25 protein-coding genes are annotated in these 23,320 nt (G+C 41.1%); 12 read left to right on the plus strand and 13 right to left on the minus strand.

Features of this window, described 5'->3' with window-relative positions:
- The 5 genes from RF53_RS09765 to RF53_RS09785 form a co-directional block, all read left to right on the plus strand.
- The coding region (locus RF53_RS09765; RefSeq protein ID WP_039037499.1) for an OsmC family protein at positions 1-179 on the plus strand (179 nt) is incomplete at its 5' end.
- Between the two features lie 187 nt (positions 180-366).
- Positions 367-720, plus strand: a complete 354-nt coding sequence (locus tag RF53_RS09770; protein WP_039037500.1) for a metalloregulator ArsR/SmtB family transcription factor — start codon at positions 367-369, stop codon at positions 718-720.
- Positions 721-758: 38 nt separating this feature from the next.
- Positions 759-1,769, plus strand: coding sequence for an ArsJ-associated glyceraldehyde-3-phosphate dehydrogenase (locus RF53_RS09775; RefSeq protein ID WP_039037501.1), 1,011 nt, complete (start codon positions 759-761; stop codon positions 1,767-1,769).
- A gap of 29 nt (positions 1,770-1,798) precedes the next feature.
- A complete protein-coding gene (gene arsJ / locus RF53_RS09780) occupies positions 1,799-3,016 on the plus strand; it encodes an organoarsenical effux MFS transporter ArsJ (protein ID WP_039037502.1) in 1,218 nt (405 codons plus the stop codon).
- 103 nt (positions 3,017-3,119) lie between these two features.
- Positions 3,120-5,240, plus strand: a complete 2,121-nt coding sequence (locus RF53_RS09785) for a methyl-accepting chemotaxis protein (protein ID WP_039037503.1) — start codon at positions 3,120-3,122, stop codon at positions 5,238-5,240.
- Between the two features lie 77 nt (positions 5,241-5,317).
- Here the strand turns inward: RF53_RS09785 and RF53_RS09790 are convergent, their stop codons facing one another.
- Entirely contained in the window at positions 5,318-5,905 is a 588-nt protein-coding gene (locus RF53_RS09790) for a TetR/AcrR family transcriptional regulator (protein ID WP_039037504.1), read from the minus strand.
- A 111-nt stretch (positions 5,906-6,016) separates the two neighbouring features.
- On the opposite strand from RF53_RS09790, the gene RF53_RS09795 reads away from it, so the two are divergent.
- Positions 6,017-6,559: a carboxymuconolactone decarboxylase family protein gene (locus RF53_RS09795; protein ID WP_006794430.1), complete on the plus strand. Its 543-nt coding sequence runs from the start codon at positions 6,017-6,019 to the stop codon at positions 6,557-6,559.
- A gap of 63 nt (positions 6,560-6,622) precedes the next feature.
- Here RF53_RS09795 and RF53_RS09800 read toward each other — a convergent pair whose 3' ends face one another.
- Positions 6,623-7,153 (minus strand): hypothetical protein, encoded by a 531-nt coding sequence (locus tag RF53_RS09800; RefSeq protein WP_006794431.1) that lies wholly within the window; start codon positions 7,151-7,153, stop codon positions 6,623-6,625.
- Between the two features lie 136 nt (positions 7,154-7,289).
- On the opposite strand from RF53_RS09800, the gene RF53_RS09805 reads away from it, so the two are divergent.
- On the plus strand, positions 7,290-7,592 hold the full coding sequence (locus RF53_RS09805; protein WP_442960099.1) for a DUF1294 domain-containing protein: 303 nt from the start codon (positions 7,290-7,292) through the stop codon (positions 7,590-7,592).
- A gap of 57 nt (positions 7,593-7,649) precedes the next feature.
- Here RF53_RS09805 and RF53_RS09810 read toward each other — a convergent pair whose 3' ends face one another.
- The 3 genes from RF53_RS09810 to soxR all read right to left on the minus strand — a co-directional run bounded on the left by RF53_RS09810 (position 7,650) and on the right by soxR (position 9,946).
- Entirely contained in the window at positions 7,650-8,735 is a 1,086-nt protein-coding gene (locus RF53_RS09810; RefSeq protein WP_039037506.1) for a rhomboid family intramembrane serine protease, read from the minus strand.
- On the minus strand, positions 8,725-9,366 hold the full coding sequence (locus tag RF53_RS09815) for a hypothetical protein (RefSeq protein WP_039037507.1): 642 nt from the start codon (positions 9,364-9,366) through the stop codon (positions 8,725-8,727). The genes RF53_RS09810 and RF53_RS09815 overlap by 11 nt, the downstream gene beginning before the upstream one ends.
- A gap of 118 nt (positions 9,367-9,484) precedes the next feature.
- The gene (soxR, locus tag RF53_RS09820; protein ID WP_039037508.1) at positions 9,485-9,946 is read right to left on the minus strand and encodes a redox-sensitive transcriptional activator SoxR; all 462 of its coding nucleotides are present in this window, start codon (positions 9,944-9,946) and stop codon (positions 9,485-9,487) included.
- 78 nt (positions 9,947-10,024) lie between these two features.
- Between soxR and RF53_RS09825 the strand changes: the two genes are divergently transcribed.
- The 5 genes from RF53_RS09825 (at position 10,025) to RF53_RS09845 (ending at position 13,967) form a co-directional block, all read left to right on the plus strand.
- Positions 10,025-10,498 carry a flavodoxin family protein gene (locus RF53_RS09825; protein ID WP_039037509.1) on the plus strand — a complete coding sequence of 158 codons (474 nt, stop codon included), beginning with the start codon at positions 10,025-10,027 and terminating at the stop codon, positions 10,496-10,498.
- A 66-nt stretch (positions 10,499-10,564) separates the two neighbouring features.
- The gene (locus RF53_RS09830) at positions 10,565-11,074 is read left to right on the plus strand and encodes a DsrE family protein (protein WP_039037510.1); all 510 of its coding nucleotides are present in this window, start codon (positions 10,565-10,567) and stop codon (positions 11,072-11,074) included.
- A complete protein-coding gene (locus RF53_RS09835) occupies positions 11,074-11,694 on the plus strand; it encodes an SGNH/GDSL hydrolase family protein (protein WP_039037511.1) in 621 nt (206 codons plus the stop codon). The genes RF53_RS09830 and RF53_RS09835 overlap by 1 nt, the downstream gene beginning before the upstream one ends.
- A gap of 130 nt (positions 11,695-11,824) precedes the next feature.
- The gene (locus RF53_RS09840) at positions 11,825-13,381 is read left to right on the plus strand and encodes an EAL domain-containing protein (RefSeq protein WP_039037512.1); all 1,557 of its coding nucleotides are present in this window, start codon (positions 11,825-11,827) and stop codon (positions 13,379-13,381) included.
- Positions 13,382-13,448: 67 nt separating this feature from the next.
- Positions 13,449-13,967 carry a hypothetical protein gene (locus RF53_RS09845; RefSeq protein ID WP_006792596.1) on the plus strand — a complete coding sequence of 173 codons (519 nt, stop codon included), beginning with the start codon at positions 13,449-13,451 and terminating at the stop codon, positions 13,965-13,967.
- Positions 13,968-14,003: 36 nt separating this feature from the next.
- On the opposite strand, the gene puuE is transcribed toward RF53_RS09845, so the two are convergent.
- Genes puuE through xdhA form a run of 8 tightly spaced genes read right to left on the minus strand, consistent with a single transcriptional unit; the run spans position 14,004 to position 23,069 of the window.
- Positions 14,004-14,930: an allantoinase PuuE gene (puuE, locus tag RF53_RS09850; protein WP_039037513.1), complete on the minus strand. Its 927-nt coding sequence runs from the start codon at positions 14,928-14,930 to the stop codon at positions 14,004-14,006.
- Position 14,931: 1 nt separating this feature from the next.
- Positions 14,932-16,143: a urate hydroxylase PuuD gene (locus RF53_RS09855; protein ID WP_039037514.1), complete on the minus strand. Its 1,212-nt coding sequence runs from the start codon at positions 16,141-16,143 to the stop codon at positions 14,932-14,934.
- A 3-nt stretch (positions 16,144-16,146) separates the two neighbouring features.
- Positions 16,147-17,511: a guanine deaminase gene (gene guaD, locus RF53_RS09860; protein ID WP_039037515.1), complete on the minus strand. Its 1,365-nt coding sequence runs from the start codon at positions 17,509-17,511 to the stop codon at positions 16,147-16,149.
- A 2-nt stretch (positions 17,512-17,513) separates the two neighbouring features.
- Positions 17,514-17,864 (minus strand): hydroxyisourate hydrolase, encoded by a 351-nt coding sequence (gene uraH, locus RF53_RS09865; RefSeq protein ID WP_039037516.1) that lies wholly within the window; start codon positions 17,862-17,864, stop codon positions 17,514-17,516.
- Positions 17,861-18,361 (minus strand): 2-oxo-4-hydroxy-4-carboxy-5-ureidoimidazoline decarboxylase, encoded by a 501-nt coding sequence (gene uraD / locus RF53_RS09870; protein ID WP_039037517.1) that lies wholly within the window; start codon positions 18,359-18,361, stop codon positions 17,861-17,863. The genes uraH and uraD overlap by 4 nt, the downstream gene beginning before the upstream one ends.
- Complete coding sequence (xdhC, locus tag RF53_RS09875) at positions 18,358-19,248, minus strand: xanthine dehydrogenase accessory protein XdhC (protein WP_039037518.1); 891 nt, start codon at positions 19,246-19,248, stop codon at positions 18,358-18,360. Before xdhC ends, uraD begins: the two co-directional genes overlap by 4 nt.
- Positions 19,241-21,580 carry a xanthine dehydrogenase molybdopterin binding subunit gene (gene xdhB, locus RF53_RS09880; protein WP_039037519.1) on the minus strand — a complete coding sequence of 780 codons (2,340 nt, stop codon included), beginning with the start codon at positions 21,578-21,580 and terminating at the stop codon, positions 19,241-19,243. Before xdhB ends, xdhC begins: the two co-directional genes overlap by 8 nt.
- Positions 21,567-23,069: a xanthine dehydrogenase small subunit gene (gene xdhA, locus RF53_RS09885; RefSeq protein ID WP_039037520.1), complete on the minus strand. Its 1,503-nt coding sequence runs from the start codon at positions 23,067-23,069 to the stop codon at positions 21,567-21,569. Before xdhA ends, xdhB begins: the two co-directional genes overlap by 14 nt.
- Positions 23,070-23,320 lie beyond the last annotated feature (251 nt).

The raw sequence follows: 23,320 nt of genomic DNA on the forward strand, positions 1-23,320 counted from the left end.
TCTCTGAAGTATCTATTGGCGCGATTGAAGGCGGGTTTGGCATTGCAGTTAAATTAGCTGTATCACTCGGTGATATGGATAAAACAGCAGCGCAAGAGCTGGTAAATAAAGCACACCAAGTATGCCCATACTCAAACGCTACACGCGGTAACATTGAAGTAGAGCTTTCGGTTATTTAATTAACTGTTTACTTAGCATTGTAATAGCCCAGTGGTTTGCCACTGGGCTTTTTTGTGCGCTGCAATTTACTAGAGATCACATTAATTAAAGTGGGCTTTTAAATAAATATACGGAAAATCGTATATTCACTATTTCATATATTCTAATTTTGTTTTATTGTATGCACACTAACTAAACGAGGATGCTATGGAACAACTCAACCCACTACAATTTTACAAATGCTTAGCCGACGATACACGCTTAAAAGCCATGTTATTAATTAGCCATGAGCAAGAGCTGTGTGTGTGTGAGCTTGTTGCTGCGCTGGAACTGAGCCAACCTAAAGTGTCGCGCCATTTAGCACAGCTTAGGCAATGTGGTCTATTGAGCGATCGTAAGCAAAATCAATGGGTGTATTACAGTATTAATAAAGCCCTGCCACAGTGGGCTCTTAGCGTAATAGCACAAACCAAAAACGAAAATTCTGCGTTTTATAACGACGATTTAAATCGACTCAATGCAATGGGTAATCGCCCAGAGCGTGCAGCAAGCTGCTGTTAATTAAGCAAATTGATATAACTTTACTAAAGGTATTTATTATGACAATTAAAGTAGGTATTAACGGCTTTGGCCGTATGGGACGTTTAACACTGCGCGCAGCACTAGAGTGGCCAGAAGTAGAATTTATTAAAGTAAACGATGTAGCGGGCGATGCTAAAACACATGCCCATTTATTAGAGTTTGACTCAGTGCACGGGCGTTTAGCGCACAGCGTTACAGCAAACGAGAATAGCTTTAGTGTGGCTAAACACACGATTGCCGTTACTAATAACAAAACCATTAGCGATACTGATTGGTCTGATTGCGATGTAGTGATAGAAGCCAGCGGTAAAATGAAAACCACTGAGTTGTTAAATCAATATTTAGCCCAAGGTGTTAAGCGCGTTGTGGTAACCGCTCCGGTAAAAGAAGACGGCATTTTAAATGTGGTTATGGGCGTTAACGATAATTTATATAACCCAAATGAGCACAAAATTGTTACGGCGGCTTCGTGTACGACTAACTGTTTAGCGCCAATTGTAAAAGTACTGCAAGAAAAAGTAGGCATTAAGCACGGCTCAATGACCACTATTCACGATATTACCAATACCCAAACTATTATTGATGCGCCACATAAAGACTTACGCCGTGCTCGTTCGTGCGGGACAAGTTTAATACCTACCACAACCGGTAGTGCAACAGCTATTACGCATATATTCCCTGAGTTAAAAGGTAAGTTAAATGGCCATGCCGTGCGCGTACCTTTAACTAACGCATCTATTACCGACTGTGTATTTGAGCTTGAGCGTGGAGTTACTGCAACAGAGGTGAATGAATGGTTTGCTCAGGCGTCTAAAAGCGAGCTTGCAGGTGTATTAGGTTACGAAGAAAAACCGCTGGTATCGATTGATTACAAAACAGATCCACGCAGTAGCATTATTGATGCGCTTTCTACCATGGTTATTAATAATACCCAGCTTAAATTATACGCTTGGTACGATAACGAATGGGGCTACGCTAATCGTACCGCCGAGCTTATGCTTAAAGTTGCTAAAAGCGACTTGGTTTAACCATTTATAAGGTTTTAAGGGCGTAAACCATGTTTGAGCAACTCGCTAATTTACCTACAGCAATAAAACAGTATTTAATAATTACCGGTAATTACTGGGCATTTACCTTAACCGATGGCGCACTACGTATGCTGGTGGTGCTGCATTTTCATCAGTTAGGGTATGGTGCACTGGCCATTGCCATGCTGTTTTTGTTTTACGAAATTTTTGGTGTGATCACCAATTTAGTGGGCGGTTGGCTTGGAGCTCATTTAGGTCTTAATAAAACCATGAACTTTGGCTTGGCGCTGCAAATAATGGCGCTTGCCATGTTATGCGCGCCAAGTGAATGGCTCACAGTCGCTTATGTTATGGCGGCGCAAGCGCTTAGCGGCATAGCAAAAGATCTAAATAAAATGAGCGCCAAAAGCGCCATTAAACACTTAGTGCCCGAGGGAAAAAGCGGCCAAGGCCAGCTTTACAAGTGGGTGGCTATTTTAACGGGCTCTAAAAATGCGTTAAAAGGGGTCGGCTTCTTTTTAGGTGGTTTACTCCTTACGGTACTGGGTTTTGTAGGTGCTTTAAAAGCCCTAATTTTATTACTCACTATTGCGTGGATTATTAGCGTTGTATTTTTAAAAGGCGACATGGGCAAGGCTAAAAATAAGCCTAAGTTTAAAGAGCTTTTTTCTAAATCTCGTGCACTAAATTTATTAAGTGCAGCACGATTATGCTTGTTTGCCGCGCGTGATGTATGGTTTGTAGTGGCTTTACCTATTTATTTAGCCCAGCAGTTTAATTGGAACTTTTGGTGGGTAAGTGGCTTTATGGCACTTTGGGTGATTGGCTATGGTGGCGTGCAATCGCAAGCGCCGCGTATTACCGGCACCAGTAACTCAAACGTTGATACCGTTAAACATGCCTATTTATGGGTGTTGCTATTAAGTGGTGTAACTGCACTTTTAGCACTACTTATGCAATTTGATGTAGCTGTGCATGCCACCTTGATTATAGGTTTACTTATATTCGGCGGTGTATTTGCCGTTAACTCATCTGTGCATAGTTATTTAATTGTCAGCTTTGCTAAAAGCGATGGTGTATCGCTTGATGTTGGCTTTTATTATATGGCCAATGCCATGGGGCGTTTACTGGGTACGGTGCTTTCGGGGTGGGTGTTTCAGGTTTATGGTTTTGTAGCATGTTTATGGGTGAGCGTTGCTTTACTCATAGGTGCCTCAATAACCACAGCTATTTTGGCTAAGCGTTAAAACTCAACGTATTGTATTAAATTAAATTTTGTTCGCGGTTATCGATAGCTTGATTAGTAAAATCGTCTAAACTGTACTTGTAGTTTAAACAAAGGGCAGGTCAATGCGAGAAATATCGTTAGCAAAAAAACTATTATGGCTTACAGTAGGTAGCATATTTATAACCGTGTTACTGCTATCGAGCATTCTGTGGTGGGAGCTGTCGTCGAGTAACGATGAGCTATCAAGCCAGTCAGAAAAATACATAGTGGCAGAAGTTGAAGAAAAACTAAGTGCAAACGCGGCTGTATACGGTGAAAGAATTGCAGGGTTTATTAACGAGGCATACCGTGTTCCTTTTTCACTAGCTGCCATATTAAGTGGCACGGCGGGTAATGATGCACTTAGCCGCGAATCCGTGGTTAATCTAAATAAATCCATATTAAATAATAATGAGTCGCTTTCTTCCATTTATTCCCAGTTTGAAGTAAATGGTTATGATTCAAAAGATACTCAATTTACAAATGGCTACAGTCACTCTGTTGATGGTGCTGGTACACTCGAAATTTATTTTACACGCAGTAAAGAAGGCGTGGTCGAGCAGCAAATTGTAGACGACCCTGCCGAAAAATATTTCACTAAGCTTAATGAATTTGGCCTACGAGAGTCTGAATGGTATTTGTGTGCTAAAGACAACGTTAAGCCGTGTATTATGGAACCTTACTTATACGAAATTACGCCAGGCAATTCAGAAATGATGACGTCTCTTACGGTTCCTATTATCAGAGACGGTCGGTTTGTTGGTATATCTGGCGTTGATTTAACGTTACCGGTTTTTCAAAAGTTAACAGAGCAGCTTTCAAAAGAGCTGTATAACGGTCAAGCTAAGGTTACCTTATTAAGTGATTTTGGTTTAATCGTAGGCAGTAGCCACTACAAAACCAAGCTTGGCCGGCCTTACAAAGAAGCAATGTCATCCACTATTACCAGTAAAGTTGAAAAGGTACGAGGTGAAAATAATCTTTTAAAAGCGGATGACACTTACCTGGTTAATTACCCTATAAATATAAAGCTTGCAGACACTCAGTGGTCGCTCATTATTGAAGTACCTGCAAATTTAGCTCTGGCTGGCCCACAGGCTTTGAGTGAAAATATGCAAAGTACCGCAGCAGCATTGGGCACTATTATTTTAGTAACCGGCTTAATTATTGCGGGTGTTGCTTTTGTAGTTATGAAATTTGTTGTAGCAGGTGTTATAGCCCCACTTGAACAAATACAAGAACGCGTTGATAACCTAGGCAGTTCAGAAGGCGACTTAACACACACCTTACATGTAGACAGCCATGCCGAACTAATTGCACTGGCTGGTGGCTTTAACCGCTTTTTAACTAAATTACGCGTCCTAATTGCTGAGCTTAAAGCCGTATCAGATCAGACTAAGCAACAAGGCGAAATTGCCCAGCATATAGCCATCGACACAAAACATAATGTGCAGGCGCAGTTTAAAGAAATAGAAAGCGTTGTTACTGCTATGAACGAAATGAGCGCAACGGCGCTTGAAGTTGCAAGAGCTTCAGAACAATCAGCGCAGCAAGCTGACGAAATAAACGGCTTAGTGGTAAGCAGTGAGTCGAGCTTGTCGTCGGCTATGACGCAAGTAAAAACCATGTCTGAAGAAATAAAAGAGGCAAACCAAGCAGTTGAAAAAGTAGCGACGCGTAGTAAAGACATAACGCAAATTTTAGATGTGATCAGAACCATCTCAGAGCAAACTAACTTACTGGCACTCAATGCAGCCATTGAGGCAGCAAGGGCTGGCGAACACGGCCGAGGTTTTGCAGTTGTTGCTGATGAAGTACGAGCACTTGCCTCTAAAACCCGTTCATCTACTGATGACATTAGCAACCTAATAGACAGCCTACTGCATGAGGTTGGTAATGCTTCCACCGTTATAGAAAAAGGCGTTGTAAGAGCACAAAATGCGGTTGACGAAACCTCTGTCGCCTTTGACGCGTTGCACAGTGTGGTTGTAAAAGTGGATGAAATAACCAATCAAATAACGCATATTGCAACAGCGGCTGAAGAGCAAAGCTTAGTAACAGAAGAAATAAATCGTAATTTAACGCTTATTTCTGATGCGGCATCTCAGTTGTCTGGTTTATCTTCGCAGGCAGGCGATAGTAGCGAAGTTCTTAATAAGCTGGTTGCTCAACAAGATAGCGAACTCAATAAGTTAAAAACCTAACAGGTACATAATTCCTAAAAATAAAAAACGGCGGTAATTATATTACCGCCGTTTTTTCATTAATTGAGTTGTTTAGTTTAGAGCGTTTTCATAATTTTAAACATTTGATCGATCATAGGTTGTGCAAGCTCTTCAACACCCGGGCGGTTAAAATAGCCGCGTAGCCCTGTAAATTGCACTTTAAAAAAGCGAGCATAGTCTTTTGGGCTAACCTCGCCTTTTAGCTCTTCACGCGCAATGGCTTGTGCAAATAAATCGCTTAAATAATATTCAAATTTGTCTGATAAATCAAGGCTTAATGAATACAAACAGCTGTCTTCATCCGCAAACTCACAATTTGCTTTTACTAGCATACAAATAGCGCTCGGGGCATTTTTTTTATCTTTAATGATGACGTTTTCAACAAACGTTTGTAAACCACCAATAATAGTAGGCGAAGCCAATAAACACGTTTTTATTTGATCTTCTATTTGCATGGTGTAATTTTTTAAAGACTCAATATACAACCCTTCCTTTGAGCCAAACGCAGAATAAATACTACCTGGGCGCATATTAATTGCGTCCTGTAGATCGCGGGTCGAAGTGGCATTAAATCCCTTTTCCCAAAATAGCTGACTGGCAAGGCGGACAACAGTCTCGCGCTCAAATTTAACTTTGTTGACCATGCTGTTTCTCAATTAATTTGAACATTTGCTCAATTTTAACTTGAGCAGTCGCTCAAAATCAAATAGTATGTGCTTCGACGTTACTTAAACAACTTATTTTTGGAGCTAACAATGGCAGAATTTACTTTATATACAGCAGAAAATGCACCTGAAGAGTCAAAACCTTTATTAGCCGATTCAGTTGCTGCATTTGGCATGTTACCTAATTTACACGCAGTAATGGCTGAAGCACCAACGCTATTAAAAGGTTACCAAGTACTTCACGAATTATTTCAAAACACTTCGTTTAACGCAGAAGAGTTAACAGTGGTATGGCAATCAATTAACGTTGAACATGACTGTCATTACTGTGTACCAGCACACAGTGCCATTGCAGCGTCAATGAAAGTTGACCAAGGTATTGTTGATGCTTTAGTGAATAAAACACCGCTTGCAGATGCAAAACTCGAAACACTACGTGAAACAACACTGGCTATGACGCGTGAACGCGGCGTAATTAGTGACGAGCAAATAGAAAAGTTTTTTGCAGCGGGTTACGGTCAACAGCAACTACTAGAGATTATTGTAGGTTTATCGCAAAAGGTAATGAGCAACTACACTAACCACCTAGCAAATACGCCAGTGGACGAACCATTTAAAAAATTCGCAAAATAATCGCGTTATAATTAACAAAAAAGGCAGCGAAAGCTGCCTTTTTTGTGCCGTAAGCACCGGGAGCTATTTGAATTTTACGGCTTGATTGCTACGCGTATAAATGCGTGACTCTGGTTTGGTCCATTCACCTTTTTTTAAATAGGAGGTAGACACAACCAATTTCCCATCTTTTAAATCGCTGGTCGACTTCACTTTAGTAATGCCTTCTTTACTACCTGTAACCTCTTCGTAAGCAACAAACTGCGTAGGGCTGAGTACTTTTATAGTGCCTTTTGTATAAAAACCGGCTGTTGTAAAATAATAAAAAACCAATGAGTCTTTTTTGCTATCGTAAAAAATCATCGACTCGCCACCATATTCACCCTCATTAATAGAGTGTTTTGTTCTTATTGCCTTACCATTAAGCGCACGCTCCCATAAGCCTACGTCTTGAACTGGTTTAGTGCCTGGTGCAACATCAAAATCAGCTTGCCACGAGCCTAAATAAGGCTGAAATACACTAAGGTGTTTATCAAGTTTAAGTGGTTGTTCTTTTGCGTGAGTTGTAAAAGCTAAAAAGCACAAAGTAAAAAATAGCACTTTAAAATATGTCATAATTATTCTCTTATTATTTGAATTGATACAGACCAGTATAGGCGATAATTACTTGATAAAGAAAATCTTAATAGTTCTATCCTTACTTTTTATATCTATAGTATGGTTTGTACATTTTCAGTGGGGCGTAACTATTTTGGCGCCTACTTATATAACAGCTAGTAGTGCCATAACATTTATTATGTATGCGTGGGATAAACACAAAGCTAAGCAGTCGGTAAATAAAAAAGTGACTCGTACGAGCGAGCGAACTCTTCATTTATTAGCACTATGTGGGGGCTGGCCAGGGGCGTTAATTGCTCAGCAATTGTTGCGTCATAAATCACAAAAAAAGCGTTTTATAACGGTACTTTGGGTGTGCATTTTATTAAATGTAGTTTTATATTTTTTTGCTTTAGAGTTTCTTGGGTATTTGGAAATAGCTAAGGTAAGCCTTTAAAAAAACGACCCCACTGAAAAACAACTAAATCAGTGGGGCGATGGTTGAATAACAACATTATCGTTTTAACTGTGCTTCGCTTTGGTTAAGTAATCTAATAATAGGGTTTTGTTCTAATATTTTATTTTTTAAAAAGTAGCCAATCAATAACCCGGCAACAAAGCCCCCAATATGTGCGCCATAATCAATGCCATCAGGGCCGCTTAACGCACCAGATATATTTATAATCAACCAAATTGCAAAAAACCAAGCAGCTGACAGTTTTTTCTGGTAAATAATAATCATAAAAGTGAGGCTGGCATGCCTAAACCACATTAAGTACATACCAAATAAGCCCGCAATTGCACCACTTGCACCTACGCTAGGTATTGCTGATGTTGGACTTACAAGGTAACTGGATAGAGAAGCAATTAGCCCACACACTAAATACCAGATTAAAAAGCGCTTATGCCCTAACACATCTTCTAAGTTGTCACCTACCACATATAAAAAATACATATTCCCTAGCAAATGCATTATTGAGCCATGCAAAAACATACAAGTTAGCAGTGTCCATGCTTTATTGCCTTCACTTATATCTGACGGTGTCATGGCAAAAAACTCAATGGCGAAGCCAAATGCTTCACTATTGAAAAAGTATAAAGCAAAAATTAATGTGTTGAGTGCTACTAAACTTAAAGTGACCCATGCTTTTCGCTGAGGTTTTATATTATATTCAACAGGCATTTGAGTTAAAAATTGAAAAAAATACGTTTTCCAGCTTGTTCTTTGATTTAGCTCGTTTAGAGTAGCTTTTAATTCTGGACTTTTTTCAACGCTTTCAAGCTCATCTTTATCAATCCAGGTACCATCACAATGCCTACAAATATCAATTTCGGTATGAAAATCTTCTAGAAGATGAAAACGTTCCAAGCTTTTATTGCAATCAGGACAGTCAAGTTCTGAAATACCTAATGAATCACCAAAGCTGGTTTCAAATTTCTCACCGACAGGACCATCGTTGATTTCGTCAATCATGCGATTAACTTCATTTTTTTCAAACCAAAGGCCACCACATTCACGGCAGATGTCTATTTCTTCACCTTGATAGTTTGTAGCTTCTAAAGCGTGTGTTTTACAATGTGGGCAGTGTTTAGTTGGCATTTTTTAGCTCCTTTAGCGATCCAACAGAAATATCATTTTGTTTTAATTCCATTTTTAACTGTTCCGCATTTTGTTTTAATGCGGGTAAAGTTTCATCTTTTATTAAATGAGTAATTTTTTTTAGTTCAATTGCGGCTTGTTTAGCTGACATTTTCCTTGATATTGCTGCATTGATTACAAAGTCTGCTCTAGAATAAAACCGACGAATTTTAGTTAAAAACTCACTGGGTGTTTCAAGTGTAGTACGTGAAAACTGCATTGTTTTCCATATGTACTTCTCTAAAGTAGGTTTAAAAAATTCCATTTCAGATTTTGGTGGGCTTTTTGCTAAGCGCTCTGCATATTCCGCAACGGCATTTACGTTATCGTTAACTTCATCAAATAAAGAAGTACGTAGATAATAGTTATCTTCCATTTTACTAAAAGAATCAAATTTTAAAGCTTGTTCTAAACCACTTTGAGCGGCTAAATACACGCCAAATATGGTAGAGATAACCATAAAAAGTTGATTTAACCAAAAGCCTGTGCTTTTGAGCTCTTTGTTATCAACTGTTTTAAGTGCTTGAGCTAGTTTTTGAGTGGCCGCAGGGTTTTTGGGCTCACTTTGAGATGACGGAGTTGTGGGGTTCACTGCAAAATCCTTTTTTTACTTCCTTTGAAGCGAAATATATTAATGAATGAACATTTAATAATCAATGATTTATTAAATATTCATGTCACTAGTTTTTTCACTAATCACATTGCTTGATTTAACCACTTTTTAACAACACCGCCCCACTTTGCTCACTCCCTAAATGATCGTCTTTATTATAAATAGGGCAGCTTTTAAGTGATAAACACCCACAGCCAATACATCCATCTACGCGGTCGCGTATGCGTTGCATATACGCTATGCGTTCATCTAATTGAGCTTGCCAGCGTTTTGAAAGCGCAGACCAATCGTTTTTAGTGGGCGTGCGGTTATCGGGGAGTGAGGCAAGTGTTTGTTTTATGTCGTCTAGCGAAATGCCCATGGCTTGTGCTGCTTTTATAACGGCCACTCGGCGAAGTACGTCGGGTTTGTAGCGGCGTTGATTGCCGCTGTTTCGCCAGCTTTTTATTAAATGTTTAGTTTCGTAAAAGTGTAATGTAGACACTTTTACACCACTTCTTTTTGCTACGTAACCTACTGTTAAAGTGGCGTCGATCAGCTTTTTTTGCTCAGCAGACATTAATTTTATTCCATGTATTGACCTCAATATAACTTGAGGTTTTAAGCTCCCTTCAACATTAAAAAAGGAGCTGGAAAAATGCAACAAAAACTTAGTCGTAACACCGTTATTATTTATTCATCGGCACGAAAAAATGGTAACACAGCCGCACATGTTAAAAGTTTTGCTGAGCAAAATGAGCTGCATGTTGTGTGTTTAGATGAATTTAAAATACCGCCTTACAGTTACAGTAAAAAATATACTGATGATGAATTTTTCTCGCTTTTTGAATCACTTTTAAATTACGACCATTGGGTATTTGCTTCGCCAGTGTATTGGTATAGCACCACAACACAAATGAAAACATTCATAGATAGAATTACCGATTACATGGATGACGAACATTTAAAACCAAAGTTGCGTTTACTGCGCAGTAAAGATTTTTCGTTGTTGTCTAATGCGTCGTCGAGTGAGGCGCCAGATGCTTTTGTTGCGATGTTTAAAAACACATTTAGTTATTTAGGCATGCGTTTTTTAACGCATCACCATAAAAGTTCGCACACTTTATCGTGAATAACTGCCTTTTGTACAAAGCATCTGGTACTTTATTTATACACTAAAAAAGCCAAAGGATTGTTTATGAAATATTTACTATTACTTTTGTTGTTAAGCCCATTATCTTTCGCTAATGAGCAACCTATTAACGGTTTTGGTTATTACTATAAAGTACCAGAGCATGCAGCGATTAATGATTCGACTCAATTTAAAATAGCGTTTGATGTGGCCGATGGCGCTAAAAAAGGCGAGCAAAATAATGCGATGAACTCACTTGCCCGCTTTATAAATATGCATGTTGCACATGGCATTAAACCAGAGAACATTAAGTTAGCATTAGTTGTACATGGTGGTGCAAGTGTAGATGTGCTATCGAACGGTGAATATAAAAAACGCTTTAACGTTGATAATAAAAACGCGAGCTTAATAAAACAATTATTGACAAATAACACGCAGGTATTTGTGTGCGGGCAGTCGGCTACTCACTTTAAAGTAACGCCTAAACAGCTTATACAAGGCGTTACCATGTCTTTATCTGCTATGACCGCGCATGCTCAACTTCAGCAGCAAGGTTACACTTTGAATCCATTTTAATGAAAAAATCTATTTTATGTTTTGGTGACTCAAATACGTGGGGGTTAAACCCCGCAACGGGAAAGCGTTTTGAGGAAAAAGTAAGGTGGCCGTCGGTATTAGCAGAAAGGCTAGGTGACCAATTTGCTATTATAGAAGCAGGGCAGCCTAATCGTACGCTTGTGAATAATCCACCATTTAATGGGGACTTATCGGGGGTAAGTTATTTAAAACCGCTTTTAGAAGCGCACTCTTTGACTGCTATAGTGATAGCCCTTGGTACTAACGATTTAAAAAAGCGCTTTAAATTAACGCCTGAGCAAATAGGGAATGGCTTAGCAAATTTAATAGACAGTATTGAAGGGTTTTACGATGGGAATAAACAACCCAAGCTCATAATATTGAGCCCACCCTATGTTAGTTGTGTAGGGCAATATAAACATGTTTACGAGGGCGCACCGAGTAAAAACCTAGCTTTGAGTAAAGAGTTTGAAAATGTAGCGTGTATTAAAAATGCCAACTTTTATGATTTACAAAAAATCGTTTCTGTTTCACCCATTGATGGGGTACATATAGAAGCCAATAGCCATGCTAAAATAGCGGGTTTAGTGTGTAATTTAATAAATGAAGTTGATGCTTAATTAACGCTAACGCTTAAATTATAAGTACGCTATTTACTATGAATATTGTGAGCTTATTTGCATTTAAGGCTGATTATGCAATGATGGAGAACACACTGATAGTGAATGCTTTATAGGCAATAAGGACATAATGAAAAAATACCAACAAAAGTCATTAATTGCAGTTTTAACCGGTGTTTTGGTTTTTGTGTTAGGTAGCCTCGTTTTACTGTATTTTGCGGGGCAAAAATTAGCGGCTGCAATACATAAAGATGCAAAGCAAATTGTTAACCACATAGACGCAGCTGTAAGCGAGCGACGCCAAATACTGTTTCCTCTGAATGCATTAAACTTCTCTGAGTGTAGCAACGAAAACCTGCTTGAAATGCGACGTGCACTTTTTGATGCCAAGTATGTTGTAGATATCGGCTTTTTTAAAAATAATCAGCTTGTTTGTACCACAGGTTCGGGTGTACTAAAAAACCCAATAAACGATAGAACCCCCGACTATATTCGTAACAATCTTGAAAGTAAAAACGACAATAACATCAGAGTTCGGTTTGAGCCAAACTTAAGAATTTTACTTTTTGAAGAGCGAATAATGCAGGTCGTGATTGTAAGGCAGGGTAACTATAATTTAATTATGGATACTGCAGCCATTAGTCGCAGTAATATTGCAGCACCGTACTGGGAAATAACGTATAAAACGGGTTCTGAGTCATTTCATTTGGCAGGTAAAAGCGGCTTGAGTAAAGAGCTTGTAAGCCACAAACAAATACCATTTGAAACCGCACTTATGTGCAGCAATAAAAATAAAGGATATTGCGTTGCGGTTAGAACACCATGGAGTGAGTTTTTCGCTGACAATCAATTTTTGCTGATCATTTCTCTTATTTTAACCTGCCTAACGGGTGTGTCGAGCGCGCTAATAGTCGATTATCAAATTGCCGCTCGTCGTTCTACTAATAATAGAGTGCGTAAAGGCTTAGCAAAGGGCTCATTTTATTGGACTTACCAACCTATTATTTGTTTGCACACAGGTAAAGTAATTGGTTGTGAGGTGCTAGCTCGCTTTGAAGACAAATACGGGCCACTATACCCCGATGAGTTTATTCCGGTGATACGAAAAAATAATTTAACGTGGTCGTTTACTCAAGCAATGGTAGCAAAAGTGCTTAAAGAGCTTACAGAGTTGGACGATTTACCAACGGGTTTTAAGGTGTCTATTAATATATTTCCTTGCGATGTAGAGCTTGGAAATGTATCGCTGTTGACACAAGAGCCTGCACTTATTAATTCACGCTTTATTATTTGCCTAGAAATAACCGAAGACGAGTACCTCGATACTAGCATTGCACATGCTCATTTTAGAACGCTGGTTGATTCTGGATTTAATTTGTCGCTGGATGATTTTGGTACTGGCTATTCTAATTTAAGAAATTTACAAAATTTAAGTTTCCACCAGTTAAAAATAGACCGAACTTTTGTACAAGATATAGCCACGCAAGGTTTAAAGGCGTCTATGATCCCTAATATAATGGAGTTAGTGCGTAAGTTTAATTACACCTGTGTAGCTGAAGGAATAGAAACAACTGAGCAAGAAGCTATGTTAAAAAGCGCGGGTGTACATTATGGGCAAGGTTGGAAATACGGCCGGCCAATGAAGGTCGATAAATTTAAACGGTATATAGCACAGCAAACGCTTTAAAAAAGATCGACGATCTTTTTTAAAGCGTATAAGCAGTTAAATTTATTATAAAAACAGGCTAATTAGAATGATTAGATCAATATTTACAATGCTTTTGTTACTCTTAATAACTGGCTGCGCATCGCAATACCCTAATCAGCAAGTTGTCGGAAAGCAATTTCCAACGATTACTGGCGAAAGCTTAGAGAAGAAAGAATTTGTTATTCCGAGTGATTTTAACACTGAAAAAACCTTGCTGCTTATAGGCTATAAACAAGATAGCCAGTTTGATATTGATCGCTGGTTAATTGGTTTAGATATGGCAGGTGTAACACTCCCTACCTATGAGTTACCTACCATTGCCGGCATGGCACCGCGAATGTTTAGCACGTTTATTGATAATGGTATGCGCAAAGGGATTCCTAAAGAGTTATGGGGTGGTGTTATTACTATTTATAAAGACGGTGAAGCGGTGCAAAAGTTTACTGGTAACCAAAGTCCTAACAATTCGCGCGTTATTCTTATAGATAGCACAGGGAAAATATTATATTTTTACGACCGTGGTTTCTCTGTTGATGCGCTCAATAAATTAAAGGCAAAAATATAATAAAAGGCCGGTAATTTTTATAGCCGGCCATGGATTTTATTTGTATGGATGGGTTTTAAGCCAATGCTCCGCAATTTGCTCGCGCGTGGCAAACCAAACTTGTTCATGAGAGCGGGCATATTCTAAAAACCGTGCGAGGGCTTTAATGCGCCCAGGGCGGCCAATTAAGCGGCAATGCAGCCCTATCGACATCATTTTTGGGGCGTTTTCACCTTGTGGGTCGCCTTCTTCATAAAGCGTATCGAATGCATCTTTTAAATAATTATAAAACTGATCGCCGGCATTAAAGCCTTGCACAGCAGCAAAGCGCATGTCGTTTACATCAAGCGTGTAGGGCACTATTAACTGTGTTTTTCCTTCTTTAATGCTGTAAAAGGGTAAGTCGTCGCTGTAATCGTCGGCGTCATATAAAAATGTGCCATTTTCTACCACTAGGGCAGCAGTATTTGGGCTTGTGCGTCCGGTGTACCAGCCTTTAGGCTTTTTACCGGTAAGTGCTTGAATGATCTCAATGGCTTTTTGCATGTGCTCGCGCTCGGTTTGCTTATCTATATGTTGATAGTTGATCCAGCGCAGACCATGGCTTGCAATTTCGTGTCCTGCCTCAACAAACGCTTTAGCTACATCGGGATGGCGCTCAAGGGCCATTGCGACTGCAAAAATGGTGACCGGTATATCGTATTTTTTAAAGAGTTTAAGTAAGCGCCACACGCCTGCGCGCGAGCCATATTCGTAAATAGACTCCATGCTTATGTGGCGGTCTTCTACATGCGGAGCACTGACTATTTCAGACAAGAATGTTTCGGCCGCTGCATCACCGTGTAATACACAGTTTTCGCCGCCTTCTTCGTAATTTAATACCACTTGCACGGCTATGCGGGCTTTATTGGGCCAATTAGCGTGGGGCACCTGTGAGCCATAACCAATTAAATCGCGCGGGTAGTGTTTAAATTGCTCGCTCATGTTATTGCTCCTTTTTAAGCGCTGTGAGCCAAGAGCCTAGCGTTTCGCGCTCTGCATCAGTCATTTTGGTCATATTTGCCAATGGCATGTCTTTGGTTATAACCGCGCGGGTATGAATAAGTGCACTGGCTTTTTTTACATCATTAATAGAGTCGAGCTTAAAGCCAAGCGGCGCGGTTTGAAAAAGCTTTGATGTAGGTGTTTCACTGTGACATTGTGTACAATGCTTACTGATTATTTCCCACGCTTGAGTGTCGGTAATACTTGCTTGTAAAGACGGGTTTTCGTCTGCATTTGTTGTGCTGGTAGGCCAAGGCGCTATGGCAAGCATTAAGGCAAAAAAGCCGGCAATACCACTTATAAGTACCGAGGGTTTATTAACGCCTTGGTGCTTTAAGTTAAAGTAATGGCGTATCCACATGCCAATCCCAAATAACGCAATTAATATAAGCCAGCCAAAGCTGTGGCTGTAGGTATAAGGAAAGTGGTTGCTCAGCATAATAAATACCACTGGTAACGTAGCGTAGTTATTATGAATAGAGCACAGCTTTGCTTTTAAACCCGGTGCTGAATCAGGAATGCGGCCAGCTTCTACTTCGCTTACCATGTAGCGCTGCCCTGGCATAATAATGTGATACACATTACCAACCATACACGTGCCAATAAGCGCGCCTACATGAATATACACCGCGCGGTCACTAAATAGCTGATCGACTCCGTAAGTCCAAAGGGCCAATATACCAATTACCACAGCAATAAACGCTTTACCGTTTTCAACGAGTGGGGTTTTACACAACAAACGATAAACACCATAACCTAAGCCAATAAAGCCAAGCGATGCGCCAATAGCAGCCAATTTACTGAGCTCACTTTTACTGTTATCGATTAGGTAAACATCGGCGCCAACATAATAAAGTAGGCTAAATAATAAAATACCGGTGATCCATGTTGTGTAGGCTTCCCACTTAAACCAGTGCAGGGTGTGCGGCATTTTTTCAGGGCCATTTTGATACTTAGCAACTTCGTAAAAGCCACCGCCGTGCACGGCCCATAAATCGCCTTTTATGCCTTTGTCTTGTTTCCACTGTGGCGGGGTTTGTAAGTTATTATCAAGCCATGCAAAATAAAACGACGCTCCAATCCACGCTATACCTGCAATTACATGAAAATAACGCAGTACTAAATGAGCAAGCTCAAATAAATAATTTTCCATTGGCTAAGCCTCTTCTAATTGCGGTGTCTGGGTGGCTGTAAATTGTTTTTTATCATCGCGCTTATACACGCTTTTACCCATGATGTAGGTTTGTTCAATGCAGCGGTCGTCGCCTAGCATCATCATGGCAAAGAGTTGCTCGTGCAGGGTTTTTGCATGGCCAATTCTGAATTTTAAAAACGAGGTGGCGGCGTAATCCATTACAATAAAGTCAGCCTCGCAACCTATTGCAAAATTACCTATGGTGCCCTCTAAATCAAGCGCCCGTGCACCACCAAGAGTTGCTAAGTATAGGCCCTTAAAAGCTGAGAATTTTTGACCTTGAAGCTGTTGAATTTTGTACGCTTCGTTGCCTGTTTGCAGCATCGAAAAACTTGTTCCTGCGCCTACATCAGTTCCCATGCCTACATTAATACCGTGCTCTTCACAGGCCTTTAAGTTTAATAAGCCAGAGCCTAAAAATAAGTTAGAGGTAGGGCAGTGAGAAATAGCCGCGTTGTTATCGGCAAGGCAGCAAAGCTCGCGCTCAGATAAATGAATACTATGAGCAAATACAGAGCGTTTACGCACCATTTTAGCTTGCTCGTAAACACTTAAGTAGTCATCGGCATCGGGAAATAACCCTTTTACCCATTCACACTCGTCTTTGTTTTCAGATAAGTGCGTATGCAGGTAAGTGTCGGGGTATTCTTCTAATAGCTGAGTACATTTTTGTAGTTGCTCAGGGGTAGATGTAGGCGCAAAACGCGGGGTTACCGCATAGCTCAACCTATCAACGTTGTGCCATTTTTTTATGAGTGCTTTTGATTGTTCGTAACTGGTTTTCGCGCAATCTGATAAATCGTCAGGGCAATTACGGTCCATCATTACCTTACCGGCAATCATACGTAAATTACGTTTTTGAGACTCGTTAAAAAACGCATCAACCGATTGTGGATGTACCGTGCCAAACACAAGCGCGGTGGTGGTGCCATTACGTAGTAGCTCATCTAAAAAGCGGTTTGAAACCTCACTTGAGTACACTTCACTGGCAAACTTTTTTTCAGTGGGGAAGGCGTATTCGGTAAGCCAACTTAAAAGCTGCTCGCCATACGCGCCGACCATTTCGGTTTGCGGCAAATGTATGTGTGTGTCTATCATGCCAGGCATAACCAATTTGCCATCGTGGCGAATAATAGTGGCTGACTTATCAATGCTTGGCAGTATGTCTTGCTCGTAACCAAGGTTAACGACTTTGCCGTTTTGAATAACTAACGCGCCTTTTTCAAAATAGCGATGGGCGCTTTCGCCTACTATGGCGGGGTCGTCAACAAAATCGAGTATGTTGGCACAAATTACGGTTAGTTTATTATTGTTTTGCGTGCTCATTATTAGCTACCTCTGTACGTTGAGTAGCCAAATGGGCTAAGCAATAACGGAATATGATGGTGTTTTTGATCTTGTAACCTAAAGGTAATTTGCGCCTCTGGGTAAAACGCTGGGGTAGGTTGGTTTTCATAATAGCTGTCTAAGTCAAAAACCAGCTTATAGGTGGCAAATGCTACGTCTGTATTTAGCCAGTCGGTAATTCGCCCGTCGCTGTTTGTTTTACCTTGGGCGATTAATTCCCACTTGTTATTAGTGTATACAAACAAGTGTACAGCTACATTTGCTGCAGGTTTACCGGTGCTGGTATCGAGAATATGGGTAGTGATAGGGCTTTTGTTCATACTTTTATTCATATCAGGGACTCCAATCTTATTTTTGTTATTTTGGCTTGTTCGCCCGCGGCAATTGTTAGCTCTTTTTCGCGGGTGTTGTGTACGCGCTGCTCTATTAGCTCAAGCATTTGCTCAGCACTTTTACCGCTGGCACACACAATAAAAATAAAGCCAAATTTACTGAGGTATTGTTTATTTAGCGCAATCATTTTTTTTAGGGTTTGCTCGTTTGCTTTGCTCATACCCGATTGTTCGTGCCCTGCTTTTTGTGCGGTAGCGGCGTACTTTTTACTTAATGTTGATAAATCGCCTATTTGCGGATGGCCTTCAAAAGCGGCCAAATAATCGCTCTCACTTAGGCTATCCCATACGGTTTGCGCGCTTTGAAAGAGGTGTTCTTTATTTTCAAATGGCATCATATTTAGCATACCGAGTACCCAGTTAGGTGCGGCGCAGCAATGCTCTAATGCTTGATGCGCTTGCGCTGCATTTAGGTTATTAATTTTTAAGCTACTCATGCGTTTTCTTCCTCGTGCGTGGTGCTAATTAAGGCATTTTTAAGTGCGCGCCATTGCAGGCCTTGGCGTTTGGGCGCATGGGTTTGCATAGCCTGATAAAGGCCAATTAACTGCCCACTAATCGAAATGGCTACTTCCATAGGGAGCTTGCCCGTTATATTTTCAAGCCCAACAGGGCAGGTCATTTGCTTTATTTGCTCGGTGGTAAAATTGCGATGAGCTAAGCGTTGTTTAAAGCGTTTTGCTTTGGTATCAGAGCCAATAACACCAAGCCAATTGGCATCAGCGCGTTTAATAATGGCTTGTGTGAGTGCAAAATCGAGCTGGTGGTTATGAGTTAATATTAAGTAATTGTTAGCCTTTGGCGCGCGTTTAACTTGCTCTGTTGGCTCTTCATCAACCACTTTTACTACGTTATTAGGAATAACCTGCGGGAATACATCGGCGCGGCTATCTATCCAACGTATACGCATAGGCAGCTGTGCCAATATACCAATAAGCGCCTGTGCTACATGGCCTGCGCCATAAATATCCAGCGTAAAGCGCTCACTTTGCATACACTCAAGCATCACGGTGGCAGCTCCCCCGCAGCACTGGCCTAAATTTGCACCTAGGTTAAACTGCTCTATAACTTGGGCGGCCTCACCTTTGGCAAGTAGTCTGCGTGCTTTTTCTATTACTACGTATTCAAGGTGACCACCGCCTAGGGTATCGTAAATATGCTCGCCACTTATTACCATTTTAGAGCCCGTGCCACGTGGGGTTGAGCCGTTGGTGCCAAGCACAGTTGCAATAACATAGTTAGTGCCGCTTTGTTCATGCTGGTTTATAGCTTGCGCCCAGTTTTGCGTATGAAAACCCTGAAACGACTCATTTAAATTAGCCATGTTGCTGCTCCTTAAACCAGCTGGCGGTTCGCTCAATTGCATTAAGTACACGCTCTGGTGTGGCAGGTGTATCAAGTGGGGCGGTGTATTTGTAATCGGCCACACTGCTTATGGCGTTACGAATAGCGCTCCACACACTAAAGGCCAACATAAACGGCGGCTCGCCAACTGCTTTTGATCTAAAAACGGTGGTTTCTGGGTTGGCCGAGTTATATAAATTGACGTTAAATTCCGCTGGGGTATCGCCTATAGCCGGAATTTTATAGTTAGCAGGGCCAAAGCTGGCAAGCTGGCCTTTATCGTTCCATTGTAAGTCTTCGGTGGTAAGCCAGCCCATACCTTGCACAAAAGCCCCTTCAATTTGGCCTATATCAAGTGCAGGGTTAATTGAGCTGCCCACATCGTGCAGTATATCTACGCGGGTTACGGTGTTTTCGCCTGTTAGCGTATCGATTTCTACTTCACTGAGTGCTACGCCATGCGCGTAGTAAAAAAACGGTCGGCCTTCGCCTTTCGCTCTATCGTAATGAATTTTAGGCGTGGCGTAATAACCGGTTGATGAAAGCGATATACGGTTCATGTAAGCAAGGTTTGCAAGTTCGCTAAAGTTAATTTCGCCTTTGCTAAAGGTAATCAGGTTATCTTTAAATACAATACTTTGGCTGTCTGCTTCAAAGTGCTCGCTTATAAAGTTTATTAAGCGTTCTTTTATTGTGTTTACTGCATTTAGTGCCGCCATACCGTTTAAGTCAGTCCCGCTTGATGCGGCGGTTGGCGAGGTGTTTGGTACTTTGTCGGTACGAGTAGCGCTTATGCTTACTGCGTCAAAATCAACGCCAAAGCCATGGGCTACAATTTGCGCTATTTTTGTATTAAGCCCTTGACCCATTTCGGTGCCGCCATGATTTAAATGTATCGAGCCATCGCTATAAACATGTACGAGTGCACCCGCCTGGTTTAAGTGCTGTACGGTAAACGATATACCGTATTTAACCGGCGTCATCGCAAGGCCTTTTTTGATAATGGGCGATGATGCATTAAAGGTTTTAATTGCCTTTTTTCGCGCCCAGTAATCACCTGACTCCTCAAGCTGGCTTATCATATCTTTTAAAATATGCTGCTCTACTGTTTGATGATACGGCGTAGTGTCGCGGCCTTTTTTGTATAAATTAAGCTTTCGGATCTCAAGTGGATCTTTACCTAATTTAGCGGCTATGTCGTCCATTATTAGCTCGCCCATGATCATGCCTTGCGGGCCACCAAACCCTCTAAAGGCGGTGTGGCTTACGGTGTTTACTTTACAGCGGTTACCTTTAATGGTGGCAGCTGGGTAGTAATAAGCGTTATCTGCATGAAACATTGCACGGTCGACAATAGCATCAGATAAATCAGGCGAATAACCACAAAACCCATTTACGGTTACATCAGCGCCTTCAATTAGGCCATTTTGGTCAAACCCTACATGGTATTGGTTATAAAATGGGTGGCGTTTACCGGTAAGTTTAAAGTCGTCGCTACGGGCTAGGCGCATTTTAACGGCGCAGCCAAGGTGGTAAACTGCAAGCGCTGCAAGGCAAGCCCACGGTGCTCCTTGAGTTTCTTTGCCGCCAAACGCTCCGCCCATACGGCGGGTTTCTACGTTTACAAAGCTAAATGACTTTTTTAAAATTTTTGCAACTAAGTGCTGCACCTCTGTTGGGTGTTGCGTAGAACATTGAACATGAATCCCGCCATCGTTGTCGGGCTGAGCGAGTGCTATTTGCCCCTCAAGGTAAAAGTGTTCTTGCCCGCCTATGTGTATTTCACCTTTAAGTTGGTGGGCTGCATTATTTATGGCTTGCTCGCTATTACCGCGCTTGAGTGAATGTGGCGGTCTTACCCAGTGCTCTTTTTTTATCGCTTCTTTAATATCAAGTATGGGGGTGGTTTGCTCGCACTCTATAACCACTAAGCGAGCAGCGCGGCGCGCCATTTCGTAGCTGTCGGCAACGACTATCAGTACCGGTTGCCCGTGGTATTGAATTTCGTGATTGGTTAATAGCACATCACCTGGGAATATTGGGCCAATATCAAGCTTACCGGGTACATCATCAGCCGATAAAATACGCTTAACACCTGCCACTTCAAGCGCTTTGCTTGTATCAATTGATTTAATAAAGCCGCTGGTAATGGGCGCAAGTACAGGGTAGGCGTGTAAGCAGCCATGAGGCTCTGGGTTATCGTCGGCGTAGTTTGCATTGCCACATACTTGTTTTATTGCACTTTCGTGGTACTTAGATTGGCCAACGCTTCCGCCTTGGGCTTTTAGTTTATCCATTTCAAAGTGACGCATGTGAGATCCTCGTAATGGCAATGTTGTTATTATTTTTATTACTACTAGGCTGTGCACCGCAAAACTCAATACCAATACGCTGTAGCAAGTTTTTGCTTACCGAAGTGCGATAATGTGCGCTGCTGCGTACATCGCTCATGGGGGCAAAGTCATTATTTATAGCATTAGCGGCATCTACAAACGCGCTTACTTCTAATGGCTGAGTATTTAGTTTTTGCTCTATGTGCGCGGCGCGTTTGGGTATTGCAGCCATACCGCCCATGGCACAGCGGGCATTGCTAATTACGCCTTGTGTTTGCTCAATAGCCAGTACTAAACACACAGTAGATATATCGTCTTCAAAGCGTTTTGAAATTTTATGGCACGCAAGCTTTAACAAGTCTGGGCGTTTTGGCACTGTAATTTTGCTAATTACTTCATCGCTATTAATGACTGTTTTTTTGTAATCAACAAAGTAGTCGGCCACGTTTATGGTACGTGTGCCTGCTGCGCTTAATAAATCCATGGTGGCATTAAGTGCAATTAATAATGGAGCTGGGTCGCCAATAGGAGAGGCATTTCCTATGCTGCCGCCTAAGGTACCACTGTTACGTACTTGATTAGAGCCTAGGCGTTCAAACAGCTCTTTAGACTCAGGGTAGTAAGTGTAAAACGCTTCAACAAATTGGCTGTAAGGTAGTGCTGCACCAATATGTAGCTCACCGTTGTTATCGCTTAATGTGCACAGCTCACTGGTTTGGCTAAGGGATATTATTACATCGGGCAATAGCATGTTTTGGCTAAGCTCAATGGCAAAGTCGGTGCCACCAGCAACCAAGTGTGCATGCGGGTAACGCGCTTTAAGCTCAACAAGTTGCGCTGCACTTTGCGGTAAATAAAACGTACGAGGGCCATTTTTTAAGCAAGGAATATCATCACCTATATTTAGTGATGCCTTAAATTGTGCCGCCATGGCTGAGTAAGGCTCATTTTTACGCTCATAGCTGTAGGCTTTTTCTACTGCGAGTAAAATAGGGCTGTAGCCAGTACAACGGCACAAGTTACCACCTAAAGCATGAATAGCGGCTTTTTTACCTGGGTAACTCGGGTTATTAATATAAAGCGCCAGCATACTCATTATTATACCTGGGGTGCAAAAACCGCATTGCGAACCATGGCACTCTACTAATGCGCGCTGTACTGGGTGTAAGTCATCAAGGGTTGGGTAAAGCCCCGTTGTTACAGCCTCTACGGTTACTATGTGTTTTGCGTGTGCATTGCCCAATAAAAGCAGGCAGCTGTTCATGGTTTGGTAGTGCCAAACTGGGTTACCGTTTGCATTTGTTTTTTCTTCGCCGACTAAAATTGTGCACGCGCCACAATCGCCTGTAGCACACCCTTCTTTGGTGCCCACTTTCCCTTTTTTGGTGCGTAGCCAGTCCAAAATGGTGAGACTTGGCGAGTATTCTTGTTCTTCAATTGGCGTGTCATTTAATAAAAACTGAATCACACAGACCCCCTTAGCTTTTTAACACCTTGTTTTAATAAGGTTTGTTGTTTGCTTTTTCGTATTGTTATTGCGCAAGTAAGAAAAAAGCTGTTTTATTATGATTAATACTTTGCAGTTAACATGCCATATCTGACCGATCGGTTAGCTTCTTGTGTCTCTGTGAGTTTAATAAGCATTAAAAGCAAGGGTGTGTATTTATTTTTATATTTTATATCAGAGGTTTATTTTGTTTTTATTCTTTTTTATATGAG

The organism is Pseudoalteromonas sp. ECSMB14103 (genome assembly GCF_000813065.1).
Lineage (GTDB): Bacteria > Pseudomonadota > Gammaproteobacteria > Enterobacterales > Alteromonadaceae > Pseudoalteromonas > Pseudoalteromonas marina.

Bases quoted from the DNA above. Each gene is read 5' to 3' on its own strand.
- RF53_RS09775 (WP_039037501.1), top strand. From the start codon at position 759: ATGACAATTAAAGTAGGTATTAACGGCTTTGGCCGTATGGGACGTTTA.
- xdhC (WP_039037518.1), bottom strand. From the start codon at position 19,248: ATGGCTAATTTAAATGAGTCGTTTCAGGGTTTTCATACGCAAAACTGG.
- xdhB (WP_039037519.1), bottom strand. From the start codon at position 21,580: ATGCGTCACTTTGAAATGGATAAACTAAAAGCCCAAGGCGGAAGCGTT.
- RF53_RS09795 (WP_006794430.1), top strand. From the start codon at position 6,017: ATGGCAGAATTTACTTTATATACAGCAGAAAATGCACCTGAAGAGTCA.
- RF53_RS09825 (WP_039037509.1), top strand. From the start codon at position 10,025: ATGCAACAAAAACTTAGTCGTAACACCGTTATTATTTATTCATCGGCA.
- arsJ (WP_039037502.1), top strand. From the start codon at position 1,799: ATGTTTGAGCAACTCGCTAATTTACCTACAGCAATAAAACAGTATTTA.
- puuE (WP_039037513.1), bottom strand. From the start codon at position 14,930: ATGAGCGAGCAATTTAAACACTACCCGCGCGATTTAATTGGTTATGGC.
- RF53_RS09840 (WP_039037512.1), top strand. From the start codon at position 11,825: ATGAAAAAATACCAACAAAAGTCATTAATTGCAGTTTTAACCGGTGTT.
- RF53_RS09845 (WP_006792596.1), top strand. From the start codon at position 13,449: ATGATTAGATCAATATTTACAATGCTTTTGTTACTCTTAATAACTGGC.
- RF53_RS09810 (WP_039037506.1), bottom strand. From the start codon at position 8,735: ATGCCAACTAAACACTGCCCACATTGTAAAACACACGCTTTAGAAGCT.
- RF53_RS09785 (WP_039037503.1), top strand. From the start codon at position 3,120: ATGCGAGAAATATCGTTAGCAAAAAAACTATTATGGCTTACAGTAGGT.
- uraH (WP_039037516.1), bottom strand. From the start codon at position 17,864: ATGAATAAAAGTATGAACAAAAGCCCTATCACTACCCATATTCTCGAT.
- uraD (WP_039037517.1), bottom strand. From the start codon at position 18,361: ATGAGTAGCTTAAAAATTAATAACCTAAATGCAGCGCAAGCGCATCAA.
- RF53_RS09790 (WP_039037504.1), bottom strand. From the start codon at position 5,905: ATGGTCAACAAAGTTAAATTTGAGCGCGAGACTGTTGTCCGCCTTGCC.
- guaD (WP_039037515.1), bottom strand. From the start codon at position 17,511: ATGAGCACGCAAAACAATAATAAACTAACCGTAATTTGTGCCAACATA.
- soxR (WP_039037508.1), bottom strand. From the start codon at position 9,946: ATGTCTGCTGAGCAAAAAAAGCTGATCGACGCCACTTTAACAGTAGGT.
- RF53_RS09830 (WP_039037510.1), top strand. From the start codon at position 10,565: ATGAAATATTTACTATTACTTTTGTTGTTAAGCCCATTATCTTTCGCT.
- RF53_RS09800 (WP_006794431.1), bottom strand. From the start codon at position 7,153: ATGACATATTTTAAAGTGCTATTTTTTACTTTGTGCTTTTTAGCTTTT.
- RF53_RS09835 (WP_039037511.1), top strand. From the start codon at position 11,074: ATGAAAAAATCTATTTTATGTTTTGGTGACTCAAATACGTGGGGGTTA.
- RF53_RS09770 (WP_039037500.1), top strand. From the start codon at position 367: ATGGAACAACTCAACCCACTACAATTTTACAAATGCTTAGCCGACGAT.
- RF53_RS09855 (WP_039037514.1), bottom strand. From the start codon at position 16,143: ATGGAAAATTATTTATTTGAGCTTGCTCATTTAGTACTGCGTTATTTT.